Source organism: Listeria grayi DSM 20601, assembly GCF_000148995.1.
GTDB classification, from domain to species: domain Bacteria; phylum Bacillota; class Bacilli; order Lactobacillales; family Listeriaceae; genus Listeria; species Listeria grayi.
On sequence record NZ_GL538352.1, the window covers coordinates 797,298 to 820,450 of the forward strand.

Sequence of the window (23,153 nt, forward strand, 5' to 3'; positions counted from 1 at the left end):
AGCGAAACAGATGGTTCAAAAAATCGGTATCCTTGGTGGTACATTTAACCCGCCTCATCTTGGTCATTTGATTATGGCTAATGAAGTAAAAGAACAGCTTGATCTCGACAAGATCTGGTTTCTTCCTAATCAGCTCCCACCGCATAAAGAAGAGGAAAACCTCGCAAGTGCTCAGCAACGATTAGAGATGTTGCAGGGAGCTACGGCGAATAATCCCTTCTTTGCGATTGATGAGCGAGAATTGCACCGCTCCGGGAAATCTTACACGTATGATACGATCAAAGCGTGGAAAGCAGAAAGTCCGGACAGCGAACTTTATTTCATCATTGGTGGCGATATGGTTGAGTTTTTACCTAAGTGGTATAAGATTGATGAACTGATCAAGTTCGTGCACTTTGTCGGGGTAAATAGACGCGGGCATCACCGCAAGTCGCCTTATCCCGTTATCAAGATCGACATTCCTGTGATCGAGATCTCTTCCACGATTATTCGCGATAAAGTAAAACAAAATAGCTCGATCCAATACTTGGTACCTGATAATGTGGCGAATTATATAAAGGAGAATCATTTATATGACTAGGGAACAGATCTTAGAAAAAGTAAAAGCAGCAATGCCTGAAAAACGCTATCAGCATTCACTTGGAGTAGAAAAGACTGCTATCCAGCTTGCCAAGCGTTATCAGGTTTCGGAAGAGAAAGCAAGCCTAGCCGGTATTTTGCATGATTATGCAAAATATGTAGATGTGCCAAAAGCGCGGGAAATCATCGAGCGTGAAAAGATGGATCCGCGACTGTTAGATTATCATTCGGAACTATGGCACGCCCCAGTTGGCGCTTTTCTTGTACAAACAGAATTCGGCATTACTGATCCAGAGATCTTGCATGCCATCAAATATCATACGACCGGAACTGCGGAAATGTCTGAGTTAGATAAAGTGATCTTTTTAGCCGATTACATCGAACCTGGCCGCGATTTTCCAGGTGTTGAAGAAGCACGCCGCCTTACCCAACAATCGCTGGATGACGGCATGGTCTTCGCGCTTTCCAGAACAATCGTTTACTTGATCGAAAAAGAGCAAAAAGTATTCCCGGAAACATTAGCCGCTTATAATTACTATATTGCACGAAAAAAATAAAGGAGTGACAAATAAATTTGACTAGTTATGATGTACTTATGACAGTTGCAAAAGCAGCTGATGATAAACGCGCGGAAGATATTATCGCAATAGAAATGAAAAAACTATCCAGCATTGCTGATTATTTTATGATCTGCCACGGTAACTCGGACAAGCAAGTAGAGGCGATCGCAAAGGAAATCAAAGATAAAGCGGATGAAAACCAAGTGGAGATCAAACGACTTGAAGGTGCGGATGAAGCAAAATGGATCTTGCTAGATCTTGGCGATGTGATCGTACATGTTTTCCAACGCGAAGAACGTGCGTATTATAATCTTGAAAAACTATGGGGCGATGCGCCAACTGTGGATGTAACGCCTGCATTTAATTTATAGGTAGCAGAAAGAGATCAATTGATCTCTTTCTTTATGTAAGGAGGAAACTGTGATGAGCTATGAATATTTTCCGGGATTTTATGATCGGTTGATGGATCCTGCCCTGTATCAAAAATGGTTAGAATTTACGCAGCGTCATGTGGACCGGAAAGCGGCTAAATTGCTTGATCTAGCTTGTGGGACTGGAGAACTGGCACTTGAATTTGCTTTTGCTGGCTTTGCAGTCACAGGACTTGACCTTTCATCAGAAATGATTGATGTAGCCACGGAAAAAGCATTGGCTGCCGAAGTTCCCATCGATTTTGCGACCCAAGATATGACGACCTTTTCCTTGCCGGAAAGTTTTGATGTGATTACTTGTTACTGCGACTCGCTTAATTATTTAGACACAGAAGCAGCTGTCAAAGCTACCTTTCGAAATGTGGCGAAACAGCTAAATGAATCGGGAACGTTCCTTTTTGATGTTCATTCTGTCTATAAAATGACGACAGGGTTTCATGCTTTCTCATATGGCGATGCGGAAGAAGAAATCGCCACGATCTGGAATTCTTTCCCCGGCGAATCACCACTATCTGTAGAACACGAATTGACGTTCTTTCTTTTGGATGAAGAAAGCGGAACATATACAAGAGTAGATGAATTACATAAAGAACGCACTTTTCCAAAGGAACAATACATAGCTTGGCTCGATGAAGCCGGTTTTTCGAAAATTGAAGTTTATGCCGATTTCACGGATAATCAGCCTACTGAAACAAGTGAACGGATCTTTTTTGTAGCGAAGAAATAATTCTCAGGATTATTTCTTTTTTTTATGTGACCAACTGGAAAAAGGGAAATCGACATTCGAGTGGAAAAAGTAGTTAAAGGAGGCAGACAACATGAATATTTATTTGCGGAAGTATACCAAACAACTCATAACTGCCGGCATTGCTCTGATCGGTGCCCTCTTACTTTTTTGGTTTTTAACGAGGACTGAAGCACCTGTCGCTGAAGCTACGCCAAAACCAGTGGATCAAACTAAAGCAGCCGAATCTGAAACACCAAAATCATCAAAAACGATTGTAGTAGATATTAAAGGAGCAGTAAGCAAACCTGGCGTTTATCAGGTTGCTAAAGATGCTAGAGTACAGGATCTAGTCCACTTGGCGGGTGGGGTAAACCAAACAGCCGATATGAAGCAAATCAATCTGGCTGCCAAACTGAAAGATGAAGAAAGTATTTACATTGCCAAAATCGGCGAGATAGCAGAACAAACCGATACAGATAAACAGAGGAAAGATGACACCGTTAATATCAATACTGCCTCTCTACAAGAACTGCAAGGTATTCCTGGCGTCGGCCCAGCAAAAGCACAAGCCATCCTTGAATACCGCGAATCAACCGGTTTGTTTCAAAAAGTGGAAGATTTAAAGAATATTTCTGGATTTGGTGAAAAGACCATCGAGCGCTTAAAAAACTTTATTGCAGTAAAATGACGAGAAAAGATTGACGGTTATTTAACGTTAGCACTATACTAGTTTTAATGATGTCTAATTGCTAAAGGAGTTTTTAATATGCAAAGAATTGCGTGGGATCAATTTTTCATGGCGCAAAGCTATTTGATTTCTACACGAAGCACATGTACCCGTTTAATGGTAGGTGCTACAATCGTTCGCGACAAACGAATTATTGCAAGTGGCTATAATGGATCGATCGCAGGTGGAGATCACTGCACGGAACATGGCTGCTACATTGTAGACGGACATTGTATCCGTACGATCCATGCTGAAATGAACGCGATCCTCCAATGTGCGAAGTTTGGTGCGTCTACTGATAATGCAGAACTATATGTGACCCATTTTCCTTGCATATCCTGCTGTAAATCAATCATTCAAGCAGGAATCAAGACGGTTTATTATGGTGAAGATTATAAAAATCACCCCTATGCGGTAGAACTTTTTGAACAAGCGAATGTCACGACCAAAAAAGTAGAAATGAGTAAAGACATCTTTGATCGTGAACCATTTACCTCTGAAAATATAACAGAAGCAAAGTAAATACACCAAAGAGCGGAGGCGAACGGACTGCACAGACCTCTAAGTACGCTTTTTCTGACGCTGATTCTCAGCATCACACTGTTTCATTTTTATCCACAAACTGCAATCTTAATGTGCAGCTTTAGCTGCTGCGCATTTGCTGTTTTAAAAAAAAGAACATGGCTGTTGGTCGCTTTTATCACCCTGTTATACCTGCTTTTCTTACAATGGACACATCATGGAAATTCACAGTTGCAAAGTAGAAGTGAACGGAATGGCTACATCTCAGAGCGGCTAGACATAGACGGAAACCAATTTCGAACGGTTCTCCAGACCTCGACTGGAAGAATCCAAGTAACCTATAAAATCAATCAGCTCTCCGAAAAAAAGCAACTGCAGAAGCTAGAATATGGAAATTATCTTTTTTTAAAGGGGGAAACGACTCCTCCACAGAAGAGTAGAAATTTTGACCAGTTCGATTATGCTGCTTTTCTAGAAAAAAATAATATTAAGGCGGTTTTTCAAGCAAAAGAATTGCGGATAGGTACTAAAAAGCGTAATACACCGCTATTACTCATAAAAAACTATCGCCGCTTTTTGTATACGCATATCGAAAATACATTACCACAACCAACAAGCGCTTATGTTGCGGCATTAATACTTGGAGAACGCACTAACTTTTCCGAAGAAAGCTACCGGGACTTCCAAGAACTAGGAGTTGTGCATTTATTAGCGATATCCGGTCTGCACATCCAAGTACTTTTAAAAGCAGTATACTATCTGCTGATTCGCATCCGGCTACCGCATGAATATGCAAAAATCAGTATTGTTATCTTTATTCCCTTCTATATTTTTTTGACAGGGGCAGGACCATCAGTTACGAGAGCCGGTATTATGGCGCTGCTAAGCTATCTATTACCGCTTTTTATGAAGAAAATCGATCCTTTTACCGCACTTTGTGCCAGTGGTATAATCTGCTTATTTATTCGCCCTATGCAGCTGTTTGATGTGGGATTCCAGCTGAGTTACGCACTGACAGCAGGTATTATTCTTTCTAATCAAAAAATCTTACGCCGCTTTACCTCTAATTGGAGCCAGATGTTTGTGCTTTCTTGGATCACAACATGGATCTCTATCCCCATTGTCTGTTATCACTTTTATCAAATCTCCTGGACAGGTATTTTTCTCAATTTGATTTATGTTCCATTATTTGTTTTTTTCGTCCTCCCATTATCCTTTCTCTCTTTTTGCTTCCCGATAGCAGCAGTTTATGGCAATCCTTTACTGCTTTTCATGGAAAAAATCACGCATTATCTCGGCAGTATTCCGTATCAAGTGCTGATAACTGGAAGGCCCCATCCAAGTTTGATTATCGCTATTCTTGCATTGATCTATCTTTTTTTTCTCCTTTGGGAAAATCGAAAAACCTCCCGCTACATTTGCCTTATTGCTGTTTTCGTATTGCTGCTTCTAAGTAAAAGTAATTGGATAGGGAAGGTAACATTTATTGATATTGGTCAAGGGGACAGTATTTTGATTCAATTACCAAATAACAAGGGGAATTACCTCATTGATACTGGCGGACAAATGGCTTTCCAACAAGAAAAATGGCAAAAACGAAGGCGCGATTTTACAGTTGGGAAAAATATCCTTGTCCCCGTCCTGAAATCAAAAGGAATCGGAAAATTGGATAAAGTGATCGTAACACATAGTGATGCAGACCATATGGGAGCACTCGAAGAATTGGAAGCAGAAATAACCATGAAGCAGTTATATCATGGAGAGGGCGCAGAACAGAAGAAAATCCTGCAAAAAGCCTTACAAAAATGGCCTTCTTCTAAAGTACACACGATGAGAGCGGGAGACAGTTGGGACATAGGCGACGGCATCCATTTTGAATGCCTCTACCCATCCAAACAAGGAAAGGGAGAAAACAACGATTCACTTGTTATCAAAGCAAACTTAGATGGAAAAACATGGTTGTTCACGGGTGACTTGGAAGCGGAGGGGGAGGTACAGCTATTGAATAAAGCAATTCGAGCGGATATATTAAAAGTTGGTCACCACGGTAGTAAAACTTCTACGTCCCTTGCATTTGCTAAAACTGTAAATCCAAGAATAGCTATTATCTCCTGTGGCGTAAACAATCGCTTTGGTCATCCGCATCGGCAAACATTAGCGACGCTGCGGCAGATAGGCGCAGTTGTGTACCGTACCGATCTGCAAGGCGAGATTCGCTATACGTTTGGACAAGGTTTTACATTCAAATTAGACTAGGGCTTGTCATCTTCCGAAAGATGCCTTACGATAGAAGGATAATAAAGTAGGAAGGTGCTAGGGACATATGTTAGCTGAATGGAATCGTATCAACAAAGGAAAGCTCGCTCCGCTCTATCTTATTATCGGAACAGAGGATTATATTATCAATGAAACCAAAAAGAAATTAAGTGACCAAATCTTAGAAGCAGAAAATTCGGAATTTAATTATGCCAATTTTGATTTAGAAGAAACGCCTGTCGAAACGGTAATCGAAGAAGCGGAAAGCATGCCTTTTTTCGGAGATCGTCGTTTGGTGATCGCCAGTAATCCCGTTTTTCTAACTGCTGAAAAAACAAAATCCAAAATCGAGCACCGAACAGAGAATTTGGAACGCTACCTCGCAGAACCAGCGCCTTATTCTGTGTTATGTATTATCGCGCGTACACCTAAATTAGATGAACGAAAGAAACTGACAAAATTAATAAAAAAACAAGCAACTGTGATTGAAGCAAAACCGCCAGCAGAAAAAGAATTGAAACAGTGGCTCATGAATGAAATCGCAAAAGCAGAAATGAAGATAGAACCCGCTGCGTTGGATCGCTTGATTGAATTGACCAATATCAATTTGACTACTAGCATGAACGAACTGCAAAAATTAATGCTTTACGGTCAAGAAGAACGGCTTGTGACAGTGGATAGTGTCGAACAACTCGTAGTTCGCTCATTGGAACAAAATATTTTTTTATTGCTTGATAAAATGATTGCCTTTGATATTGCCGGAGCTTTGCGTATTTATTATGATCTTTTAAAGCAAAAAGAAGAGCCGATCAAGATCATGGCATTGATCGCAAGTCAGTTTAGACTGCTTAATCAATTAAAAATATTGGAAAAGCAAGGATATAGCCAGCAGCAGATGGCAACTAAATTACGTGTTCATCCATTTCGTGTGAAATTGGCTAGCAGACAAGCTCGTAATTTCAGTCAACCAGATCTGGATTTCATTTTAAAACAACTCGCAGCTATTGATTATGAATTGAAAACCGGGTATGGAAATAAAGAACAGAAGTTTGAATGGTTTTTATTTACACTACATGACAAACGAAAAGTTAGATAAAAAAATCCCGCTGAGTATCCAATGACATTCGATAACTAGCGGGATTTTTTATAAAATGAAAAACACCACACATAAGGTGTGATGTTTGCTTCGCTATTATTTAGCTAATTTAGCAGCTAAACGGGATTTGTTGCGAGCAGCATTGTTTCTATGGATCAATCCTTTGCTTGCAGCGCCATCCAATTTTTTGCTTGCTTCTACATACAATTCTTGTGCGTTGTCTGCATTAGTTGCAGCTGCTTCTTCAAATTTCTTGATAGCAGTACGCATTGCGGAACGTTGTGCAGCATTGCGGCTGTTACGAGTCTCAGTTGTTTTTACGCGTTTGATTGCAGATTTGATATTTGGCATTCCATTCACCTCCGTCCAGACTAATGAGGTACTATTTATTTACTTCAAGATACCTTTAATTTTATTCAGAACACAAGTAATTATACCGAAAGTATCTTCATAATGCAATAATACTTTTCGATTTTATAGAAATTTATCATTAAATCCAAAGAGAGATTGAAAGTTATGGCATCTACTGCTATAATCAAGGTTAGTTTGCCATCGGAAATTGAGATGAGTTCTTATCAGGAGCTGGAGATATGAATAAAGAAGAAATGCAAGCACGACAACAAAAAATAAGAAACTTTTCCATCATTGCTCATATCGATCATGGGAAAAGTACACTTGCCGACCGCATTCTGGAGAAAACCAATGCGTTGACCCATCGTGAAATGAAAAGCCAGTTATTGGATTCGATGGATTTAGAACGTGAACGCGGGATCACTATTAAATTGAACGCCGTACAATTGAATTATCAAGCAAAAGATGGAGAAACATACATTTTTCATTTGATCGATACACCGGGACATGTCGATTTCACCTATGAGGTGTCGCGAAGTCTAGCTGCCTGTGAAGGCGCTATTTTAGTCGTTGATGCTGCCCAAGGGATTGAAGCACAGACACTTGCCAATGTCTATTTGGCACTTGATAATGATTTGGAAATATTACCTGTCATCAATAAGATCGATCTTCCTGCTGCTGATCCGGAACGTGTTCGCGAAGAAGTAGAAGACGTGATTGGATTGGATGCAAGTGAAGCTGTCCTGGCTTCGGCAAAATCAGGGATCGGCATCGAAGAGATTCTAGAGCAGATCGTTGAAAAAGTTCCTGCACCAGGAGGAAGCATTGACAATCCTCTGAAAGCGTTGATCTTTGATTCGATTTTTGATCCATATAAAGGCGTTATCGCGAATATCCGGATCATGGACGGAATGGTAAAAGCCGGTGATACGATTCAAATGATGGCGACCGGTAAAGAGTTTGAAGTAACCGAAGTAGGTGTATTCACGCCGAAAACGACCCCGCGCGATAGTCTAATGGTAGGGGATGTAGGTTATATTACTGCTGCTATCAAAAATGTCGCAGATACGCATGTCGGTGATACGATCACACTTGCAAACAATCCTGCAAAAGAAGCGCTACCAGGTTATCGCCGTTTGAACCCAATGGTGTACTGTGGCCTTTATCCGATCGACTCCTCACGGTATAATGATTTGCGTGATGCCCTTGAAAAGCTAGAATTGAATGATTCAGCGCTACAATATGAAGCTGAAACTTCTCAAGCACTTGGATTTGGTTTCCGTGCTGGATTCTTAGGCTTACTGCATATGGAAATCATTCAGGAGCGGATCGAGCGCGAATTCAATATCGATTTGATCACTACGGCTCCGAGTGTTATCTATCATGTCAAAATGACTGATGGTTCCGAGATCGTGGTGGATAATCCAGCTGACATGCCGGATCAAACGAATGTTGCCAGCGTGGAAGAACCTTATGTAAAAGCAACTGTCATGGTACCGAATGATTATGTCGGTGCTGTAATGGAGCTAGCGCAAAACAAACGTGGAAATTTCATTACAATGGAATATTTGGATGATATTCGCGTGAGTATTATTTATGAGATCCCATTATCTGAGATCGTCTATGATTTCTTTGATCAGTTAAAATCCAGTACAAAAGGCTATGCGTCGTTTGATTATGAGCTGATCGGTTATAAAGAAAGCAAGCTAGTCAAAATGGATATTCTCCTTAATGGCGAGAAAGTCGATGCGCTCAGCTTTATCGTTCATCGTGATTTTGCTTATGAGCGCGGCAAGATCATTGTTGAAAAGTTAAAAGAACTTATTCCTCGGCAGCAGTTCGAAGTTCCGATCCAATCCGCGATCGGCACAAAGATCGTTTCGCGTTCGACCATCAAGGCGCTGCGTAAAAACGTCCTTGCAAAATGCTACGGCGGCGATGTTTCCAGAAAACGTAAATTATTAGAAAAACAAAAAGAAGGTAAAAAACGGATGAAATCGATTGGTTCCGTGGAAGTTCCGCAAGAAGCCTTTATGGCGATCTTGAAGATGGATGATTCCCCTTCCAAATAATAAAATGAAAAAGAGTTGTCAGCATATACTGGCAGCTCTTTATTAGAAAGAAGGCCTTGTCAAAATGAGTTCTGTTTATATCCATATCCCATTTTGCGAACATATTTGTTATTATTGCGACTTTAATAAAGTCTTTTTAGAAGGTCAGCCGGTGGATCGTTATGTCGATTTGTTGATCAGAGAAATGGAAATGGTAACAGGAAAGCAAGAATTAGAACCGATCGATACAGTATTTGTAGGTGGAGGGACACCAACGACATTAAATGAAAAACAGCTTGCCCGCTTATGCACAGCTATTCATCGACTTTTGCCACTACGGGAAAACGCGGAGTTTTCCTTTGAAGCAAATCCAGGTGACTTGTCGCTCGAAAAAATCCAGGTTTTGAAAGACCATGGCGTCAACCGTATCAGTATGGGCGTGCAGAGTTTTAATAATGAGCTGCTAAAAAAAATCGGCCGGATCCATACCACAAAAGATGTGTATCAGTCTGTCGATAATCTCCGAAAGATCGGTTTGGATAATGTCAGCATCGATTTGATTTTCAGCTTGCCGACACAAACCTTCGCTGATTTTAAAGATACGCTCACGCAAGCACTTGATCTGGATCTACCGCATTATTCTGCCTATTCGCTCATTATCGAGCCAAAAACGATTTTTTATAACTTGATGCAAAAAGGGCAGTTGATCTTGCCGAAACAAGAAATCGAGGCGAATATGTACGATACCTTAATGAATGAAATGGAAAAACACGGCCGCAGACAATATGAGATCAGCAATTTTGCTAAACCGGGTTTTGAAAGTAGACACAATATCGTTTACTGGAGCAATGAACATTATTATGGTTTCGGTGCAGGAGCGCACGGTTATCTGGGCGAACAGCGTTACAGCAATTTTGGACCGATCAAAAAATATATGGAACCGCTCGAAAACGGGGAACTTCCTGTTTTCCAAAGTAGAGTATTGCCGCTCCAAGAGAAAATGGAAGAGGAGATGTTCCTAGGTTTGCGGAAAGTGGACGGCGTATCAAAAGCGCATTTTTTGCAAAAATTTGGACAGAATTTGAATGATGTCTTCCCGCATGCAATCGAAAAGACGCTTGCGGAAGGTTTATTATATGAAAATGAGGAGCGGATCGCTCTTACTCGTGACGGTCGTTTTTTAGGAAATAATGTTTTCCAAGAATTTATTTGACCTTCTTTGACAAAATATAAAAAAACAAGTGTTTTCTGTTGACTATCACCATATTGTTTGGTAAATTAATAATTGTATTTAGCACTTAGAAGTTCAGAGTGCTAAAAATAGAGGTGATAATCATGTTAACGGAAAGACAGCTGTTGATTTTTCGTGCAATTATTGATCACTTTACCTGGACCGTGCAGCCAGTAGGTTCCAAAAACTTGATAAAAGAAAAGAATCTGCCGTACAGTTCAGCGACGATTCGCAATGAGATGGGTGTCTTGGAGGAGCATGGTCTGATTGAAAAGACCCATTCTTCTTCCGGAAGAGTTCCTTCTGAAAAGGGATATCGCTTTTACGTCGATTATTTGTCCCAACCACAAACATTGACTAGCCAAGACAGACAGATCATCGGATCTTTGTTTTCCAATGATTACGTGGAAATGGAGCAGCTGATCCAAAATTCAGCTTCGATGTTGTCCAACTTGACACATTATACTTCCATTCTGCTAGGACCTGCCACAGCGACGAATCGCCTTAGCGGTTTTCGCTTTGTACCGATCAATCAGCATCAGGCGATGTTGATCTTGATAACGGATCAGGGGCACGTCGATAATCATTTGGTATCTATCCCGGAAGGCATCTCGTTAAGCGATCTGGAAAAGATGGTCAATATTTTCAATGAACGCTTAGTTGGTGTCCCGGTCGAACGACTTCGTTCTCAGATACCAGTGGAAGTAACGAAATTGCTTGAAAAACATGTAGCCAATCATGAAAAACTGCTTGGGATACTAGATAACCCTTTGCAGCAATTTATGCAAAACAAAGTTTATTTTGGCGGAAAGACCAATATGCTCCACCAACCGGAATTCCATGACATCGATAAGGTCCGCGATTTTCTAGGTTTGTTGGAAGAGGAACAAAACATTTATGAATTGTTTCGCGATATCCCAGACAGCCTGCAAGTGAAGATCGGACGCGAGATCGATAATCGAGTGATGGATGATTGTAGCATTATTACGGCTACGTATAAAGTAGGCGGGGAAAGTGTTGGCGGAATCGTTTTGCTTGGCCCTACACATATGGAATACAGCAGGATGATGGGACTGGTAGATGTTTTCAGCCGCGATTTGACAAATGTTTTGACGAAACTCTATTTAGAGAACCAAAATTAAGAGAGGACTGGAAGGCGAACGTTTTTCAGGAGGTGACAAAAAGTGTCTGAATCAAAAAACAAGCAAGAAAAAGTAGAAGAAGAAATTGAAAAAGAAGCGCAAGTAGATTTGGAAGAAGTTTTAGCGGAAGAAGGAGCTACAACTGAAAAAACAGAAACAGATCCATTAAAAGAAGAAATCGAAACGCTCAAAGCACAATTAGAAGAGCAGGAAAATCGCTATCTTCGTCTGCAAGCGGATTTTGACAATATCAAAAAACGTCATATTGCAGAGCGTGAAGCGATCCAAAAATACCGTTCCCAAAATTTGGCACAAGATCTTTTGCCAGCGCTTGATGGTTTTGAAAAAGCATTGGCATCTGCTAGTGAAACACCAGAAACAAAAGCACTGCTTACTGGTATGGAAATGGTATATAAACAAATTCTGCAAGCACTTAAAAATGAGGGGATCGAACCGATCGAAGCGGTCGGCGAACAATTTGATCCTAATTATCACCAAGCAGTGATGCAGGACAGCGATGATAGCGCAGAAAGCAATAGCGTTACCGCAGAACTTCAAAAAGGTTATAAATTGAAAGATCGGGTTATTCGCCCGTCAATGGTTAAAGTAAATCAGTAAAAACAGGAGGAATTTAACATGAGTAAAATTATTGGTATTGACTTAGGTACAACAAACTCAGCCGTGGCAGTTTTAGAGGGCGGCGAAGCAAAAATCATCCCAAATCCAGAAGGTGCAAGAACGACCCCTTCTGTTGTCGGTTTTAAAAATGGCGAACGTCAAGTCGGGGAAGTTGCCAAACGTGCAGCAATCACAAACCCGAATACAGTAAGCTCGATCAAACGCCACATGGGTACAGACTACAAAGAAAAAGTAGAAGACAAAGAATATTCACCGCAAGAAATCAGCGCGATCATTTTACAATACTTAAAAGGCTATGCAGAAGATTATCTTGGTGAAAAAGTAGATAAAGCAGTTATTACCGTTCCGGCTTATTTCAATGATGCGCAACGTCAAGCAACAAAAGATGCTGGTAAAATCGCAGGGTTGGAAGTAGAACGTATCATCAATGAACCAACAGCAGCAGCACTTGCTTATGGTCTTGATAAAACAGAGCAAGACCAAACGGTATTAGTATTTGACTTGGGTGGTGGTACGTTTGACGTATCGATCCTTGAACTTGGTGACGGCGTATTTGAAGTTCATTCTACAGCCGGCGACAACTTGCTAGGTGGCGATGATTTTGATAAAAAAATCATTGATTTCCTAGTAGCAGAATTTAAAAAAGAAAATGGCATTGACTTAGGTCAAGATAAAATGGCATTGCAACGTTTGAAAGATGCTGCTGAAAAAGCGAAAAAAGATCTTTCCGGCGTAACAAGCACACAAATCAGCTTGCCATTTATCACAGCAGGAGAAGCTGGACCACTTCACTTAGAAGTAACGTTGACACGTGCTAAATTTGATGAATTAACTAAAGATCTTGTAGAACGCACGATCGCACCAACTCGTCAAGCACTAAAAGATGCGAACCTATCCGCAAGCGATATCGATCAAGTTATCTTGGTTGGGGGTTCTACACGTATCCCAGCTGTTCAAGAAGCGATCAAAAAAGAATTAGGGAAGGAACCTCACCGCGGTGTGAACCCGGATGAAGTTGTTGCAATGGGCGCAGCTATTCAAGGCGGCGTAATCACTGGGGATGTAAAAGACGTTGTATTGCTAGACGTAACACCACTTTCTCTAGGTATTGAAACAATGGGTGGCGTGATGACGACGTTGATCGAGCGCAATACGACGATCCCAACATCGAAATCACAAGTCTTCTCTACAGCAGCTGACAACCAACCAGCTGTAGATATCCACGTTCTTCAAGGGGAACGTCCAATGGCGAAAGACAATAAGACATTGGGTCGCTTCCAATTGGCTGACATTCCAGCAGCTCCACGTGGTGTTCCGCAAATCGAAGTATCTTTTGATATCGATAAAAATGGTATCGTAACAGTTCGTGCGAAAGACCTTGGAACTGGTAAAGAGCAAAATATTGTTATCAAATCCTCTTCAGGTCTAACAGACGAAGAAATCGAGAAAATGGTCAAAGATGCAGAAGCAAATGCGGAATCCGACCAAAAAGTAAAAGAAAATGCAGAACTTCGCAACCAAGCAGACCAACTAGTGTTCAGTGTCGATAAAACATTGAAAGACTTAGAAGGTAAAGTGGATGAAGAAGAAGTGAAAAAAGCAGAAGCAGCTCGTGATGAATTACAAGAAGCATTGAAAGGCGAAGACTATGACGTGATCAAAGAGAAAAATGACGCGCTTAACGAAATCGTCCAAGCACTTACTGTAAAACTTTACGAACAAGCAGCAGCGGAGCAACAAGCAAATGAAGGCGAAGCTGGCGAGAAAAAAGATGACGTTGTCGATGCAGAATTTGAAGAAGTAAATGACGACGATAAAGAAAATAAATAAGTAGTTTGGATGCCTTATCCCCAAAAAGTCAAAGTCTATCCTGACTTTGACTTTTTTGGCTGATAATGGAGTAATATCTAGAAGAGGAGTGATGCAGAGTTGGCAAAACGTGATTATTACGATGTGCTTGGCGTATCAAAAAGCGCAACCCCAGAAGAAATAAAAAAGGCATATCGAAAACTGTCGAAACAATATCATCCAGACATCAATAAAGATGCAGATGCACCTGAGAAATTCAAAGAAATTTCTGAAGCATACGAAGTGCTTAGCGATGAACAAAAACGCGCCCAATACGACCAATATGGTCATGTCGATCCTAATCAAGGTTTCGGTGGTGGAGGCGGTGGATTCTCCGGCGGCTTTGGCGGCGGCGGATTCTCTGGATTTGAAGACATTTTTGATACGTTCTTCGGCGGCGGCGGAAGAACGCAAGATCCTAATGCGCCAAGACAAGGAAGCGATCTGCAATATCAGATGAATCTGAAATTCAAAGAAGCGATCTTTGGCGCGGAAAAAGAGATTGAGATCCCACGCGAAGAAAACTGCGATACCTGCCATGGTACAGGTGCCAAACCAGGTACTCATCCGGAAACATGTAAACATTGTGGTGGTAAAGGTTCCATCAATGTGGAACAAAATACACCGTTTGGTCGTGTAGTTAATAAACGAACATGTCCACACTGTCACGGAACAGGGAAAGAAATCAAAGAAAAATGTCCAGATTGTCACGGCAGCGGACGCATCAACAAAAACAAAAAAATCAAACTCAAAGTTCCCGCTGGTGTCAACGATGGGCAACAAATGCGCGTAGCTGGTGAGGGCGAAGCTGGTATCAACGGCGGACCAAACGGCGATCTATATGTTGTATTTGTGGTAGCGCCAGATGACTTCTTCGAGCGTGATGGGGAAGATATCTATGCAGAAGTACCATTAACATTCGTACAAGCAGCTCTAGGCGATGAAATCGATGTTCCGACAGTCCATGGCAAAGTCCGCTTGAAGATCCCGGCTGGCACGCAATCAGGAACTACTTTCCGTTTGCGCGGCAAAGGTGTTCCGCACTTACGCGGATCCGGGACAGGTGATCAGCATGTCATCGTCAAAGTCATCGTACCGAAGAAATTAGATCAAAAACAAAAAGACATTCTGCGCGAATTTGCTACTACGACTGGCGATAAAGTAGACGAGCAGACATCAAGTTTTTTTGATAAAATGAGAAAAGCATTTAAAGGCGAATAAAACCAAGTGTCCGAAACAGGTATATATTGTAAAATCATGCAATAGCTTGTTTCGGGCATTTTTTATTAGAAATGAGGGATCAAAGTATGGATTGGTCAGAAGTGGAAATACATACGATCAATGAAGCAGTAGAACCGGTGGCAAATGTGCTTACTGAACATGGAGCGAGCGGTGTTTCGATTGAAGACGTAGCTGATTTTTTCAAAGAACGAGAAGATCGCTTTGGCGAAATCTACGAACTTGCAAGAGAAGATTATCCAGAAGACGGTGTTATTATCAAAGCATATTTTTTGAAAACATCGGAATTTATCCAGCAGATCCCTGCTTTGGAAAAAGCGGTGCAGCACCTAGCGACTTTTGATATTCCGCTGGGTGATTTGAAATTTCAAGTGAATGATGTATCCGATGAGGAATGGGCGACGGCTTGGAAAAAATATTACCATCCAGTTCAAGTAACCGAACAGATCACGATCGTTCCAAGCTGGGAATCATATACACCCTCTGAGCATGAAATCATTATTGAGCTGGATCCTGGTTTGGCATTCGGTACCGGCACACATCCAACGACACAGCTATGTATCCGGGAATTAGCAACGCAGCTGAAAGGCGGCGAAACCATTTTAGACGTGGGAACAGGCTCCGGTGTATTGAGTATTGTCAGTGCGAAATTAGGCGCGGAAACAGTCTTAGCAACGGATCTGGATGAAGTCGCTGTGCGTGCAGCTGCAGAAAATATCGCCCTTAATAATACCGAAAATGTCGTTACAGTGAAACAAAATGATCTTCTTAAGGGCATTGAAGAAGAAGCAGATGTTATTGTGGCCAATATCCTGGCAGAAGTGATCGTCTTGTTCCCAGAAGATGTCCGCCGACTACTTAAACCGAACGGCCTCTTTATTGCGTCAGGAATCATTAAAGACAAGGAAGAATTTGTCAAAGAAGCTTTAGTAAAAGCAGGTCTGGAAATCATTGCGACAAAACAACAGGGAGATTGGATCGCGATCATTTCCAAACAAGGAGGGAACTAAATGCAGCGCTATTTCGTAGATCAAGTGCTGACAACAGACGATGATCCGATTTATATCGAAGCGGCGGATCATCACCACTTGGCAAGAGTCATGCGAATGACCACCGGTGACCAAGTCTATATCGTTTTTGCCGATAATCAGTTCTGCACGGCAGAAATCGTGTCTGTTTCCGAAGATAAGACACTTTTAAAGTTGGTCGAATGGCAAACCAATAATCCTGAACTTCCAATCGCGATCACAATTGCCAGCGGGCTCCCAAAAGGAGATAAACTGGAATGGATCGTTCAAAAGGGGACAGAGCTAGGCGCAGATTCTTTTATTGCTTTCCCAAGTGACCGTTCGATCGTCAAATGGGATGCCAAAAAAACCGAGAAAAAACGCGAACGTCTACAAAAAATCGCGAAAGAAGCAGCCGAACAATCGCATCGCGTCCACGTACCAACGATCACTACCCTTGCAAGTGGGAAACAACTTGCTGAAAGGTGCGGGGAGTACGACGCGGTCGTCGTAGCATATGAAGAGAGTGCTAAAGCAAATGAAAAAGCTGTACTGGCATCTGTATTTGCGGCGCTGAGACCCGGTATGCGTCTATTAGTTATTTTTGGACCAGAAGGCGGTATCAGCGAGCAGGAAATCCAACTATTCAAAGCTCAAAAGGCGCATTTTGCCGGGCTCGGGCCACGAATTCTTCGGACGGAAACAGCCCCACTTTATCTGCTTGCTGCAGCTTCTTATCAGTTTGAATTAAATAATGAATAAAAGTTAGTGGTTACTTATTGACGCATGAGCAGCTATCGTTTATAATTTTTATTGAGTGAATGCTTATTTGCATTATTACTTCAAAGTCAAATACTTTGAAACTTAAATTATGGATTTTAAGTGAGTGCATATAAGTGCCGGAGGGAGGGAAAGAGAGATGTCAAAAACAGTAGTTCGTAAAAACGAATCGCTTGAAGATGCTCTTCGTCGCTTTAAACGTACTGTTTCCAAAAGTGGAACTTTGCAAGAATCCAGAAAGCGCGAATTTTATGAAAAACCAAGCGTAAGACGCAAGAAAAAATCGGAAGCAGCTAGAAAACGTAAATTCTAATTAAAGGCGATGATTTCATTGACTTTGCTTGACAAGCTGAATGAAGATATGAAACAGGCAATGCGCAATAAAGAGAAAGAAAAACTTTCCGTTATTCGTATGTTGAAAGCCGCTTTACAAAATGAAGCGATTCATCAAGGAAAGAAAGAACTTTCGCCTGAAGATGAAGTGAACGTCCTTGCAAAAGAACTGAAGCAACGTCGCGACTCTGTTACAGAGTATGATAAAGCAGGTCGTACGGATCTTTCCGATAAAGTACGCGATGAAATCAAGATTGCGATGGACTATGCGCCAAAACAATTAACCGCTGAAGAAGTTGAAGATATTGTAAAAGCGAGTATAAATGAAGTTGGAGCAACATCTAAAGCTGACTTTGGTAAGGTTATGAGTAACATCATGCCGAAAGTCAAAGGCAAAGCCGATGGATCGATTGTCAACCAGCTTGTTAAAAAATATCTTTCATGAGAAAAATACCTGTCTCCTTGGAGATGGGTATTTTTTTGTATAAATAAGGAAGGAATACCTAATTTTTTTAAAATAGATTGAGATTGTCAGGCTATATTTTTCAACAAACCGCTTTTCGTGTATAATAGAAAGCGAATAAAGAGAATGTACAAAGGGGTTAGACAATGCAAAATGAAAATTATAAAGAAGTTGTCAAACTAGAAGCCCAAATAGATGCAAGGGATTTATTTGGCAATAATGATAGTCACCTGCAGATCATGGAAGAAGCGCTCGATATCCAGCTGGTTACACGTGGTGAAGAAATCAGCATCCAAGGCGAAGAAGGAAATGTGCGCTTAGCAAAAGAGATCTGGCAAATGTGCATCAATCTGCTGAAAAGCGGCGTCCATATTGATGGCAGAGATATTGCTCAAGCGATCAAAATGGCGAAAAACGGCACATTAGAATATTTCCCCGCTATTTTCTCAGAAGAGATCACGAAAACGACCAAAGGCAAACCGATTCGTCCAAAAACATTCGGTCAACGGAATTATGTCCAAAAAGTACGGAGTCATGATGTCGTTTTCGGAATCGGCCCTGCCGGAACAGGAAAAACGTATCTAGCAGTCGTGATGGCGGTAGAAGCATGGCGAAAAGGAAATGTGAGTAAAATCATTTTGACCAGACCAGCAGTTGAAGCAGGCGAAAATCTCGGTTTTTTACCTGGTGATCTGAAGGAAAAAGTGGATCCCTATCTTCGTCCCGTTTATGACGCACTTTATGACATCTTAGGAATGGAACATACGACAAGACTGATGGATCGCGGCATTATTGAGATCGCTCCGCTTGCCTATATGCGTGGTCGGACACTCGATAATGCATTTGTCATTCTCGATGAAGCTCAAAATACTACGATCGCCCAAATGAAAATGTTCCTAACACGACTTGGTTATGAATCCAAAATGATCGTCAATGGCGACAGTACCCAGATCGATCTGCCTAAAGGAGCTACTAGCGGACTTGTGGATGCAGAACGCGTCTTACAAGGCATCAGAGGCATTAGTTTCGTTTACTTTGAACATACAGACGTTGTACGCCATCCGGTGGTTGCAGAAATCATCAAGGCATATGAAAAGCAGTAATCAAAAGATAAGGGAAGGAGTGGCTTTATGAAACAAAAAACACTTAAAGAAAAATGGCGTCATGCCGATCATAAAAAGCTGTTTTATAAAATCGGACTTATTCTTTCCCTTCTTATTGCTTTTTTTCTTTTGATCCAAGTCACTAGACCAGAAACAAGCGATGTGAAGTTATTCCAAGTTGCTGAAAAAACGATCCGCGCCCCGCAAACGATCGAAGACACAGCAAAAACAAAGGAATCACAGAAAAAAGCAGCAGACAGCGTCGAAAATGTGTATTCTTATAATGCCGACACCGGAAAAAATCGGGTCGCGCTCATCCAATCGATTTTTGACTACGTCCATGAAGTGAATGATGAAATAAAGAATAAAGACAAAGCAGCACGAGAAAAGGCGAAAAAAGACGATAAGTCAGCGCCGAAAGCTTCATCTGTCAATGATAAATTGAAATTATTAAAAAGCAAGCTTTCCGACAATGTTTCTGAAGACATCACAGCAGGGTTATCGGACAATGTCTTGCGGATATTGCTCCAAGCACCGGAATCCGATTTAGCGACCATGCAAAAAGTGATCACGGACGAAATCTCGAAGCGGATGGGAAGCAGTATTCGTTCCGACGAATTGACGTCTGAAAAAATCAAAGCACGGGACAATATCGAACTTTCTAACATCCCGAGTGAATATAAGAATATTTCTAAAAATATCGTTTCTTATGGCATCGTCGCCAATGAGCAGCTGGATAAGGAACAAACAGAAGCACAGCGAAAAGAGGCAGTCCAAAGCATTGCTCCGGTTCGTATCCTGCAAGGACAGGTTATCGTCCAAGAAGGTCAGATCATCGACCGGGATACCTATCGTCAGCTGAAATTGCTACATCTTTTGGATAAACGCATGCCAGTCAAACAATATATCGGTTATGGGTTGTTTTTGCTGACATTAGCATCGCTATTATATGTGTTTGCGAAAAAAGAACGTACTTCACTGGAGAACAGACTTCGCTCTATGCTGATTTTCAGTACCGTCTACTTGATCAATCTGCTGCTTTTAATGATCGTTATCTATCTCGAATCAATGAATGTCAGCGGGATATCCTTCTTGTTCCCAGCCGCCTTTGCGCCTATGGTGATCAAGATATTGTTGAATACCAGATATGCTTTTCTAAGCATTATTTTTAGCGCTGTGACGAGCTTGCTGCTTTTTATCAGCGACAGTTCGACCAATATCAATACACTAATAACCGTTTTTTACTTATTAAGTTCTGTAGCCAGTCTGATTGCATTGCGTAATCAAAGCAGAAGAGGCATGATCTTGTTATCGGGGCTGATTGTCGGAGGGCTGAACATCGTATTTGTTCTGCTGCTATTATTGACGAATAATTCCCCGATATGGCAAGGTGCAAATCTAGGCACAATGGGATATGGCTTTTTAGGTGGATTTGGCGCTTTTGTTCTGGGGATCGGATTGATTCCGCTGTTTGAGATCACATTTGGATTACTCACAACAACTCGCTTAGTCGAGCTTGCCAATCCCAATCATCCGCTTTTAAAACGGATCTTGATGAAAGCACCCGGGACTTATCATCACAGTATGATGGTCGCCAATCTAGCAGAGGCATGTGCGGATAAAATCGGTGCAAATGGTTTGCTCGTTCGCGTTGGTTGTTTTTACCACGACATCGGCAAAACATTACGTCCGCCTTATTTTGTGGAAAATCAATTGCAAGGCATCAATCCACATGACCGCCTGCAGCCAAGTCAAAGTCGCGATATTATTTTGGCCCATACTGTTGACGGCGCAGAGATGCTTAGAGAACATCATATGCCGCAGCCGATCATTGATATCGCGCTGGAACATCATGGCACAACGTTATTAAAATATTTTTATTACCAAGCAAAGGAAAACGACCCGGATACCAAAGAAGCGGATTACCGTTATAAAGGGCCGAAGCCACAAACGAAGGAAACAGCGATCATCAATATTGCAGACAGCGTAGAAGCTGCTGTAAGAGCATCGTCCGAACCAACGATGGACAAGATCAAGACGATCATCAAGAGCATTATTGATGAACGAATCTTAGATGGCCAGTTCAATGAGTGTGATATCACCATCAAAGAACTGCATACGATCCAAGATACGCTTATCACGACACTAAACGGTATCTATCATCAACGGATCCAATATCCGGACGACAAATAAAGAAGGGGGCTGAGACACAGCATGCCAAGATTAGAATTAGATATGATCGACGAGACAGAGAAACTACCAAAAGAAACAAATGCCCTAGTATTTGATATTCTCCAGTTTGCCGCTGATTATTTAAAATTAGAAGAAGGTACGGAAATGTCCGTCACGTTTACTGATAATGAACGCATTCGGGAAATCAACCGCGAATACCGCGACAAAGATCAAGCTACAGACGTAATCTCCTTTGCACTGGAAGAATTAGGCGAAGGGGAAACAGAAATCGATTGGGGCGAATTGGAGGTAGAAGTACCTCGGAATTTAGGCGACATTATTATTTCTACAGAAAAAGCAGAAGAACAGGCTGCTAGTTACGGGCACACAAAAGAAAGAGAAGTAGGATTTTTAGCTGTTCATGGCTTGCTCCATCTACTGGGATACGACCACATGGAAAAAGAAGAAGAAAAGGTCATGTTCGGACTCCAAAAAGAAGTGTTGGATGCTTATGGATTACAAAGATAGGAAGTATAAGCGAAGTAAAAATTATGCCGATTCCTTTAAGCATGCCTATACAGGAATCAAAACAGCTGTTATTGAAGAAAGAAACTTACGGTTCCATTTCTGTGCAGCAGTCGTTGTCATTGGATTAGGATTTTTCTATTCTATCACACGAACAGAATGGCTTGTCCTTGTACTTTGTATTTTTGCCGTTCTAGTCGCTGAAATGACCAATACGGCCATTGAACGTGCGGTAGATGTTGCAACTGAACGCTTTATGGAAGAAGCAAAAAAAGCCAAAGATATTGCTGCCGGCTCGGTATTATTAGTATCGACTTGCGCCGTAGTTGTCGGATTAATTATTTTTATTCCGCATATTCTGCATTTTTCTTAACGTTATTTTAAATTATTGGGGGAAAAAATATGACTGAAACATTCAAATCAGGTTTCGTAGCGATCGTCGGACGTCCAAACGTCGGGAAATCCACTTTACTGAACCATATTATCGGCCAAAAAATCGCCATTATGAGTGATAAAGCACAGACCACTAGAAATAAAGTCCAAGGGGTCTATACTACAGATGAATCCCAGATTATTTTCATTGATACACCGGGAATCCATAAACCAAAGCATAAATTAGGCGATTTCATGGTGAAAATCGCATTCAATACTTTTCAAGAAGTTGATCTTATCTATTTTGTTATCGATGCAAGCACTGGTTTAGGACGCGGAGATGAATTTATTATTGAAAAACTGAAAAACGTCGATACCCCTGTTTTCTTACTGATCAACAAAATCGACTTGATCTCACCAGACGCATTGCTTGAATTGATTGCCAGCTACCGGGAAAAGATGGAATTCACAGAGATAATCCCGATTTCTGCACTACAAGGGAACAACGTGCCGAATTTACTTACTGAAACGAATGAGCATTTAGATGAAGGACCAATGTATTACCCGAAAGACCAAATCACCGACCATCCAGAACGCTTCATTATTTCCGAATTGATCCGCGAACAAGTATTGCAACTGACTCGCGAGGAAGTACCGCATTCCGTGGCTGTTGTCATTGAAGGAATCGAAAAGAACCCCAAAACCGAGAAATTAACGATCATGGCAACGATTATTGTCGAAAGAAGTACGCAAAAAGGCATTATCATTGGAAAACAAGGACAAATGCTCAAACAGATCGGCATGCGGGCCCGAAAAGAAATCGAATTATTGATGGGTTCCAAAGTCTTTTTGGAAATCTGGGTCAAAGTGCAGAAAAACTGGCGGGATAAAGAACGCTATTTGCAAGATTATGGTTTTGATAAAGAAGAATATTGATCAAAAAACTGCATCCGTTAGATGCAGTTTTTTATTGCTTAATTATATCGCGCCATGATATAA

The 23,153-nt window shown here is 41.3% G+C and carries 24 protein-coding genes; 23 read left to right on the plus strand and 1 reads right to left on the minus strand.

Translation table 11 applies throughout. The features are described 5' to 3' along the window. Positions 1-10: 10 nt before the first annotated feature. The 8 genes from HMPREF0556_RS04030 (at position 11) to holA (ending at position 6,898) form a co-directional block, all read left to right on the plus strand. Positions 11-580, plus strand: coding sequence for a nicotinate-nucleotide adenylyltransferase (locus HMPREF0556_RS04030; protein WP_003755776.1), 570 nt, complete (start codon positions 11-13; stop codon positions 578-580). Further along, entirely contained in the window at positions 573-1,136 is a 564-nt protein-coding gene (gene yqeK / locus HMPREF0556_RS04035) for a bis(5'-nucleosyl)-tetraphosphatase (symmetrical) YqeK (protein WP_003755777.1), read from the plus strand. The genes HMPREF0556_RS04030 and yqeK overlap by 8 nt, the downstream gene beginning before the upstream one ends. A 17-nt stretch (positions 1,137-1,153) precedes the next feature. Beyond that, positions 1,154-1,510, plus strand: a complete 357-nt coding sequence (gene rsfS, locus HMPREF0556_RS04040) for a ribosome silencing factor (RefSeq protein WP_003755779.1) — start codon at positions 1,154-1,156, stop codon at positions 1,508-1,510. A gap of 52 nt (positions 1,511-1,562) precedes the next feature. After that, positions 1,563-2,297 carry a class I SAM-dependent DNA methyltransferase gene (locus HMPREF0556_RS04045; protein WP_003755780.1) on the plus strand — a complete coding sequence of 245 codons (735 nt, stop codon included), beginning with the start codon at positions 1,563-1,565 and terminating at the stop codon, positions 2,295-2,297. A 91-nt stretch (positions 2,298-2,388) separates the two neighbouring features. Further along, positions 2,389-2,985 carry a helix-hairpin-helix domain-containing protein gene (locus HMPREF0556_RS04050; RefSeq protein WP_003755782.1) on the plus strand — a complete coding sequence of 199 codons (597 nt, stop codon included), beginning with the start codon at positions 2,389-2,391 and terminating at the stop codon, positions 2,983-2,985. Between the two features lie 78 nt (positions 2,986-3,063). Next, complete coding sequence (locus HMPREF0556_RS04055) at positions 3,064-3,546, plus strand: ComE operon protein 2 (RefSeq protein WP_003755783.1); 483 nt, start codon at positions 3,064-3,066, stop codon at positions 3,544-3,546. Positions 3,547-3,657: 111 nt separating this feature from the next. Continuing rightward, complete coding sequence (locus HMPREF0556_RS04060) at positions 3,658-5,802, plus strand: DNA internalization-related competence protein ComEC/Rec2 (RefSeq protein WP_003755785.1); 2,145 nt, start codon at positions 3,658-3,660, stop codon at positions 5,800-5,802. Positions 5,803-5,869: 67 nt separating this feature from the next. Continuing rightward, positions 5,870-6,898, plus strand: a complete 1,029-nt coding sequence (gene holA, locus HMPREF0556_RS04065) for a DNA polymerase III subunit delta (RefSeq protein WP_003755787.1) — start codon at positions 5,870-5,872, stop codon at positions 6,896-6,898. 96 nt (positions 6,899-6,994) lie between these two features. On the opposite strand, the gene rpsT is transcribed toward holA, so the two are convergent. Beyond that, on the minus strand, positions 6,995-7,249 hold the full coding sequence (gene rpsT / locus HMPREF0556_RS04070) for a 30S ribosomal protein S20 (RefSeq protein ID WP_003755788.1): 255 nt from the start codon (positions 7,247-7,249) through the stop codon (positions 6,995-6,997). Between the two features lie 239 nt (positions 7,250-7,488). Between rpsT and lepA the strand changes: the two genes are divergently transcribed. The 15 genes from lepA (at position 7,489) to era (ending at position 23,090) form a co-directional block, all read left to right on the plus strand. Then, complete coding sequence (lepA, locus tag HMPREF0556_RS04075) at positions 7,489-9,321, plus strand: translation elongation factor 4 (RefSeq protein WP_003755790.1); 1,833 nt, start codon at positions 7,489-7,491, stop codon at positions 9,319-9,321. 64 nt (positions 9,322-9,385) lie between these two features. After that, positions 9,386-10,513 carry a radical SAM family heme chaperone HemW gene (hemW, locus tag HMPREF0556_RS04080; protein WP_003755793.1) on the plus strand — a complete coding sequence of 376 codons (1,128 nt, stop codon included), beginning with the start codon at positions 9,386-9,388 and terminating at the stop codon, positions 10,511-10,513. Between the two features lie 122 nt (positions 10,514-10,635). Then, the gene (gene hrcA, locus HMPREF0556_RS04085; protein WP_040486461.1) at positions 10,636-11,673 is read left to right on the plus strand and encodes a heat-inducible transcriptional repressor HrcA; all 1,038 of its coding nucleotides are present in this window, start codon (positions 10,636-10,638) and stop codon (positions 11,671-11,673) included. A 42-nt stretch (positions 11,674-11,715) separates the two neighbouring features. After that, positions 11,716-12,291, plus strand: coding sequence for a nucleotide exchange factor GrpE (grpE, locus tag HMPREF0556_RS04090; protein ID WP_003755796.1), 576 nt, complete (start codon positions 11,716-11,718; stop codon positions 12,289-12,291). An 18-nt stretch (positions 12,292-12,309) separates the two neighbouring features. Next, entirely contained in the window at positions 12,310-14,142 is a 1,833-nt protein-coding gene (gene dnaK / locus HMPREF0556_RS04095) for a molecular chaperone DnaK (RefSeq protein ID WP_003755798.1), read from the plus strand. 99 nt (positions 14,143-14,241) lie between these two features. After that, the gene (gene dnaJ / locus HMPREF0556_RS04100) at positions 14,242-15,381 is read left to right on the plus strand and encodes a molecular chaperone DnaJ (protein ID WP_003755799.1); all 1,140 of its coding nucleotides are present in this window, start codon (positions 14,242-14,244) and stop codon (positions 15,379-15,381) included. 86 nt (positions 15,382-15,467) lie between these two features. Further along, entirely contained in the window at positions 15,468-16,409 is a 942-nt protein-coding gene (gene prmA, locus HMPREF0556_RS04105) for a 50S ribosomal protein L11 methyltransferase (protein WP_040486462.1), read from the plus strand. Then, complete coding sequence (locus HMPREF0556_RS04110) at positions 16,410-17,168, plus strand: 16S rRNA (uracil(1498)-N(3))-methyltransferase (RefSeq protein WP_003755803.1); 759 nt, start codon at positions 16,410-16,412, stop codon at positions 17,166-17,168. A gap of 157 nt (positions 17,169-17,325) precedes the next feature. Then, the gene (gene rpsU, locus HMPREF0556_RS04115) at positions 17,326-17,499 is read left to right on the plus strand and encodes a 30S ribosomal protein S21 (RefSeq protein WP_003755805.1); all 174 of its coding nucleotides are present in this window, start codon (positions 17,326-17,328) and stop codon (positions 17,497-17,499) included. A gap of 18 nt (positions 17,500-17,517) precedes the next feature. Continuing rightward, entirely contained in the window at positions 17,518-17,964 is a 447-nt protein-coding gene (locus tag HMPREF0556_RS04120; protein WP_036104054.1) for a GatB/YqeY domain-containing protein, read from the plus strand. Positions 17,965-18,128: 164 nt separating this feature from the next. After that, on the plus strand, positions 18,129-19,085 hold the full coding sequence (locus tag HMPREF0556_RS04125) for a PhoH family protein (RefSeq protein ID WP_003755808.1): 957 nt from the start codon (positions 18,129-18,131) through the stop codon (positions 19,083-19,085). A 27-nt stretch (positions 19,086-19,112) separates the two neighbouring features. After that, a complete protein-coding gene (locus HMPREF0556_RS04130; protein ID WP_003755810.1) occupies positions 19,113-21,278 on the plus strand; it encodes an HD family phosphohydrolase in 2,166 nt (721 codons plus the stop codon). Positions 21,279-21,299: 21 nt separating this feature from the next. After that, entirely contained in the window at positions 21,300-21,785 is a 486-nt protein-coding gene (ybeY, locus tag HMPREF0556_RS04135) for an rRNA maturation RNase YbeY (RefSeq protein WP_003755812.1), read from the plus strand. Then, a complete protein-coding gene (locus tag HMPREF0556_RS04140) occupies positions 21,763-22,155 on the plus strand; it encodes a diacylglycerol kinase family protein (protein ID WP_003755814.1) in 393 nt (130 codons plus the stop codon). Before ybeY ends, HMPREF0556_RS04140 begins: the two co-directional genes overlap by 23 nt. Positions 22,156-22,184: 29 nt before the next feature. Next, on the plus strand, positions 22,185-23,090 hold the full coding sequence (gene era / locus HMPREF0556_RS04145; RefSeq protein WP_003755817.1) for a GTPase Era: 906 nt from the start codon (positions 22,185-22,187) through the stop codon (positions 23,088-23,090). Positions 23,091-23,153 lie beyond the last annotated feature (63 nt).

What these genes read in the sequence shown, in the direction of transcription:
- rpsU (WP_003755805.1), top strand. Translation starts at nt 17,326, where the DNA reads ATGTCAAAAACAGTAGTTCGTAAAAACGAATCGCTTGAAGATGCTCTT.
- HMPREF0556_RS04140 (WP_003755814.1), top strand. Translation starts at nt 21,763, where the DNA reads ATGCTTATGGATTACAAAGATAGGAAGTATAAGCGAAGTAAAAATTAT.
- rpsT (WP_003755788.1), bottom strand. Translation starts at nt 7,249, where the DNA reads ATGCCAAATATCAAATCTGCAATCAAACGCGTAAAAACAACTGAGACT.
- hrcA (WP_040486461.1), top strand. Translation starts at nt 10,636, where the DNA reads ATGTTAACGGAAAGACAGCTGTTGATTTTTCGTGCAATTATTGATCAC.
- holA (WP_003755787.1), top strand. Translation starts at nt 5,870, where the DNA reads ATGTTAGCTGAATGGAATCGTATCAACAAAGGAAAGCTCGCTCCGCTC.
- HMPREF0556_RS04125 (WP_003755808.1), top strand. Translation starts at nt 18,129, where the DNA reads ATGCAAAATGAAAATTATAAAGAAGTTGTCAAACTAGAAGCCCAAATA.
- HMPREF0556_RS04130 (WP_003755810.1), top strand. Translation starts at nt 19,113, where the DNA reads ATGAAACAAAAAACACTTAAAGAAAAATGGCGTCATGCCGATCATAAA.
- ybeY (WP_003755812.1), top strand. Translation starts at nt 21,300, where the DNA reads ATGCCAAGATTAGAATTAGATATGATCGACGAGACAGAGAAACTACCA.
- era (WP_003755817.1), top strand. Translation starts at nt 22,185, where the DNA reads ATGACTGAAACATTCAAATCAGGTTTCGTAGCGATCGTCGGACGTCCA.
- yqeK (WP_003755777.1), top strand. Translation starts at nt 573, where the DNA reads ATGACTAGGGAACAGATCTTAGAAAAAGTAAAAGCAGCAATGCCTGAA.
- HMPREF0556_RS04050 (WP_003755782.1), top strand. Translation starts at nt 2,389, where the DNA reads ATGAATATTTATTTGCGGAAGTATACCAAACAACTCATAACTGCCGGC.
- prmA (WP_040486462.1), top strand. Translation starts at nt 15,468, where the DNA reads ATGGATTGGTCAGAAGTGGAAATACATACGATCAATGAAGCAGTAGAA.
- HMPREF0556_RS04045 (WP_003755780.1), top strand. Translation starts at nt 1,563, where the DNA reads ATGAGCTATGAATATTTTCCGGGATTTTATGATCGGTTGATGGATCCT.
- lepA (WP_003755790.1), top strand. Translation starts at nt 7,489, where the DNA reads ATGAATAAAGAAGAAATGCAAGCACGACAACAAAAAATAAGAAACTTT.
- HMPREF0556_RS04060 (WP_003755785.1), top strand. Translation starts at nt 3,658, where the DNA reads ATGTGCAGCTTTAGCTGCTGCGCATTTGCTGTTTTAAAAAAAAGAACA.
- hemW (WP_003755793.1), top strand. Translation starts at nt 9,386, where the DNA reads ATGAGTTCTGTTTATATCCATATCCCATTTTGCGAACATATTTGTTAT.
- HMPREF0556_RS04030 (WP_003755776.1), top strand. Translation starts at nt 11, where the DNA reads ATGGTTCAAAAAATCGGTATCCTTGGTGGTACATTTAACCCGCCTCAT.
- HMPREF0556_RS04110 (WP_003755803.1), top strand. Translation starts at nt 16,410, where the DNA reads ATGCAGCGCTATTTCGTAGATCAAGTGCTGACAACAGACGATGATCCG.
- dnaK (WP_003755798.1), top strand. Translation starts at nt 12,310, where the DNA reads ATGAGTAAAATTATTGGTATTGACTTAGGTACAACAAACTCAGCCGTG.
- HMPREF0556_RS04055 (WP_003755783.1), top strand. Translation starts at nt 3,064, where the DNA reads ATGCAAAGAATTGCGTGGGATCAATTTTTCATGGCGCAAAGCTATTTG.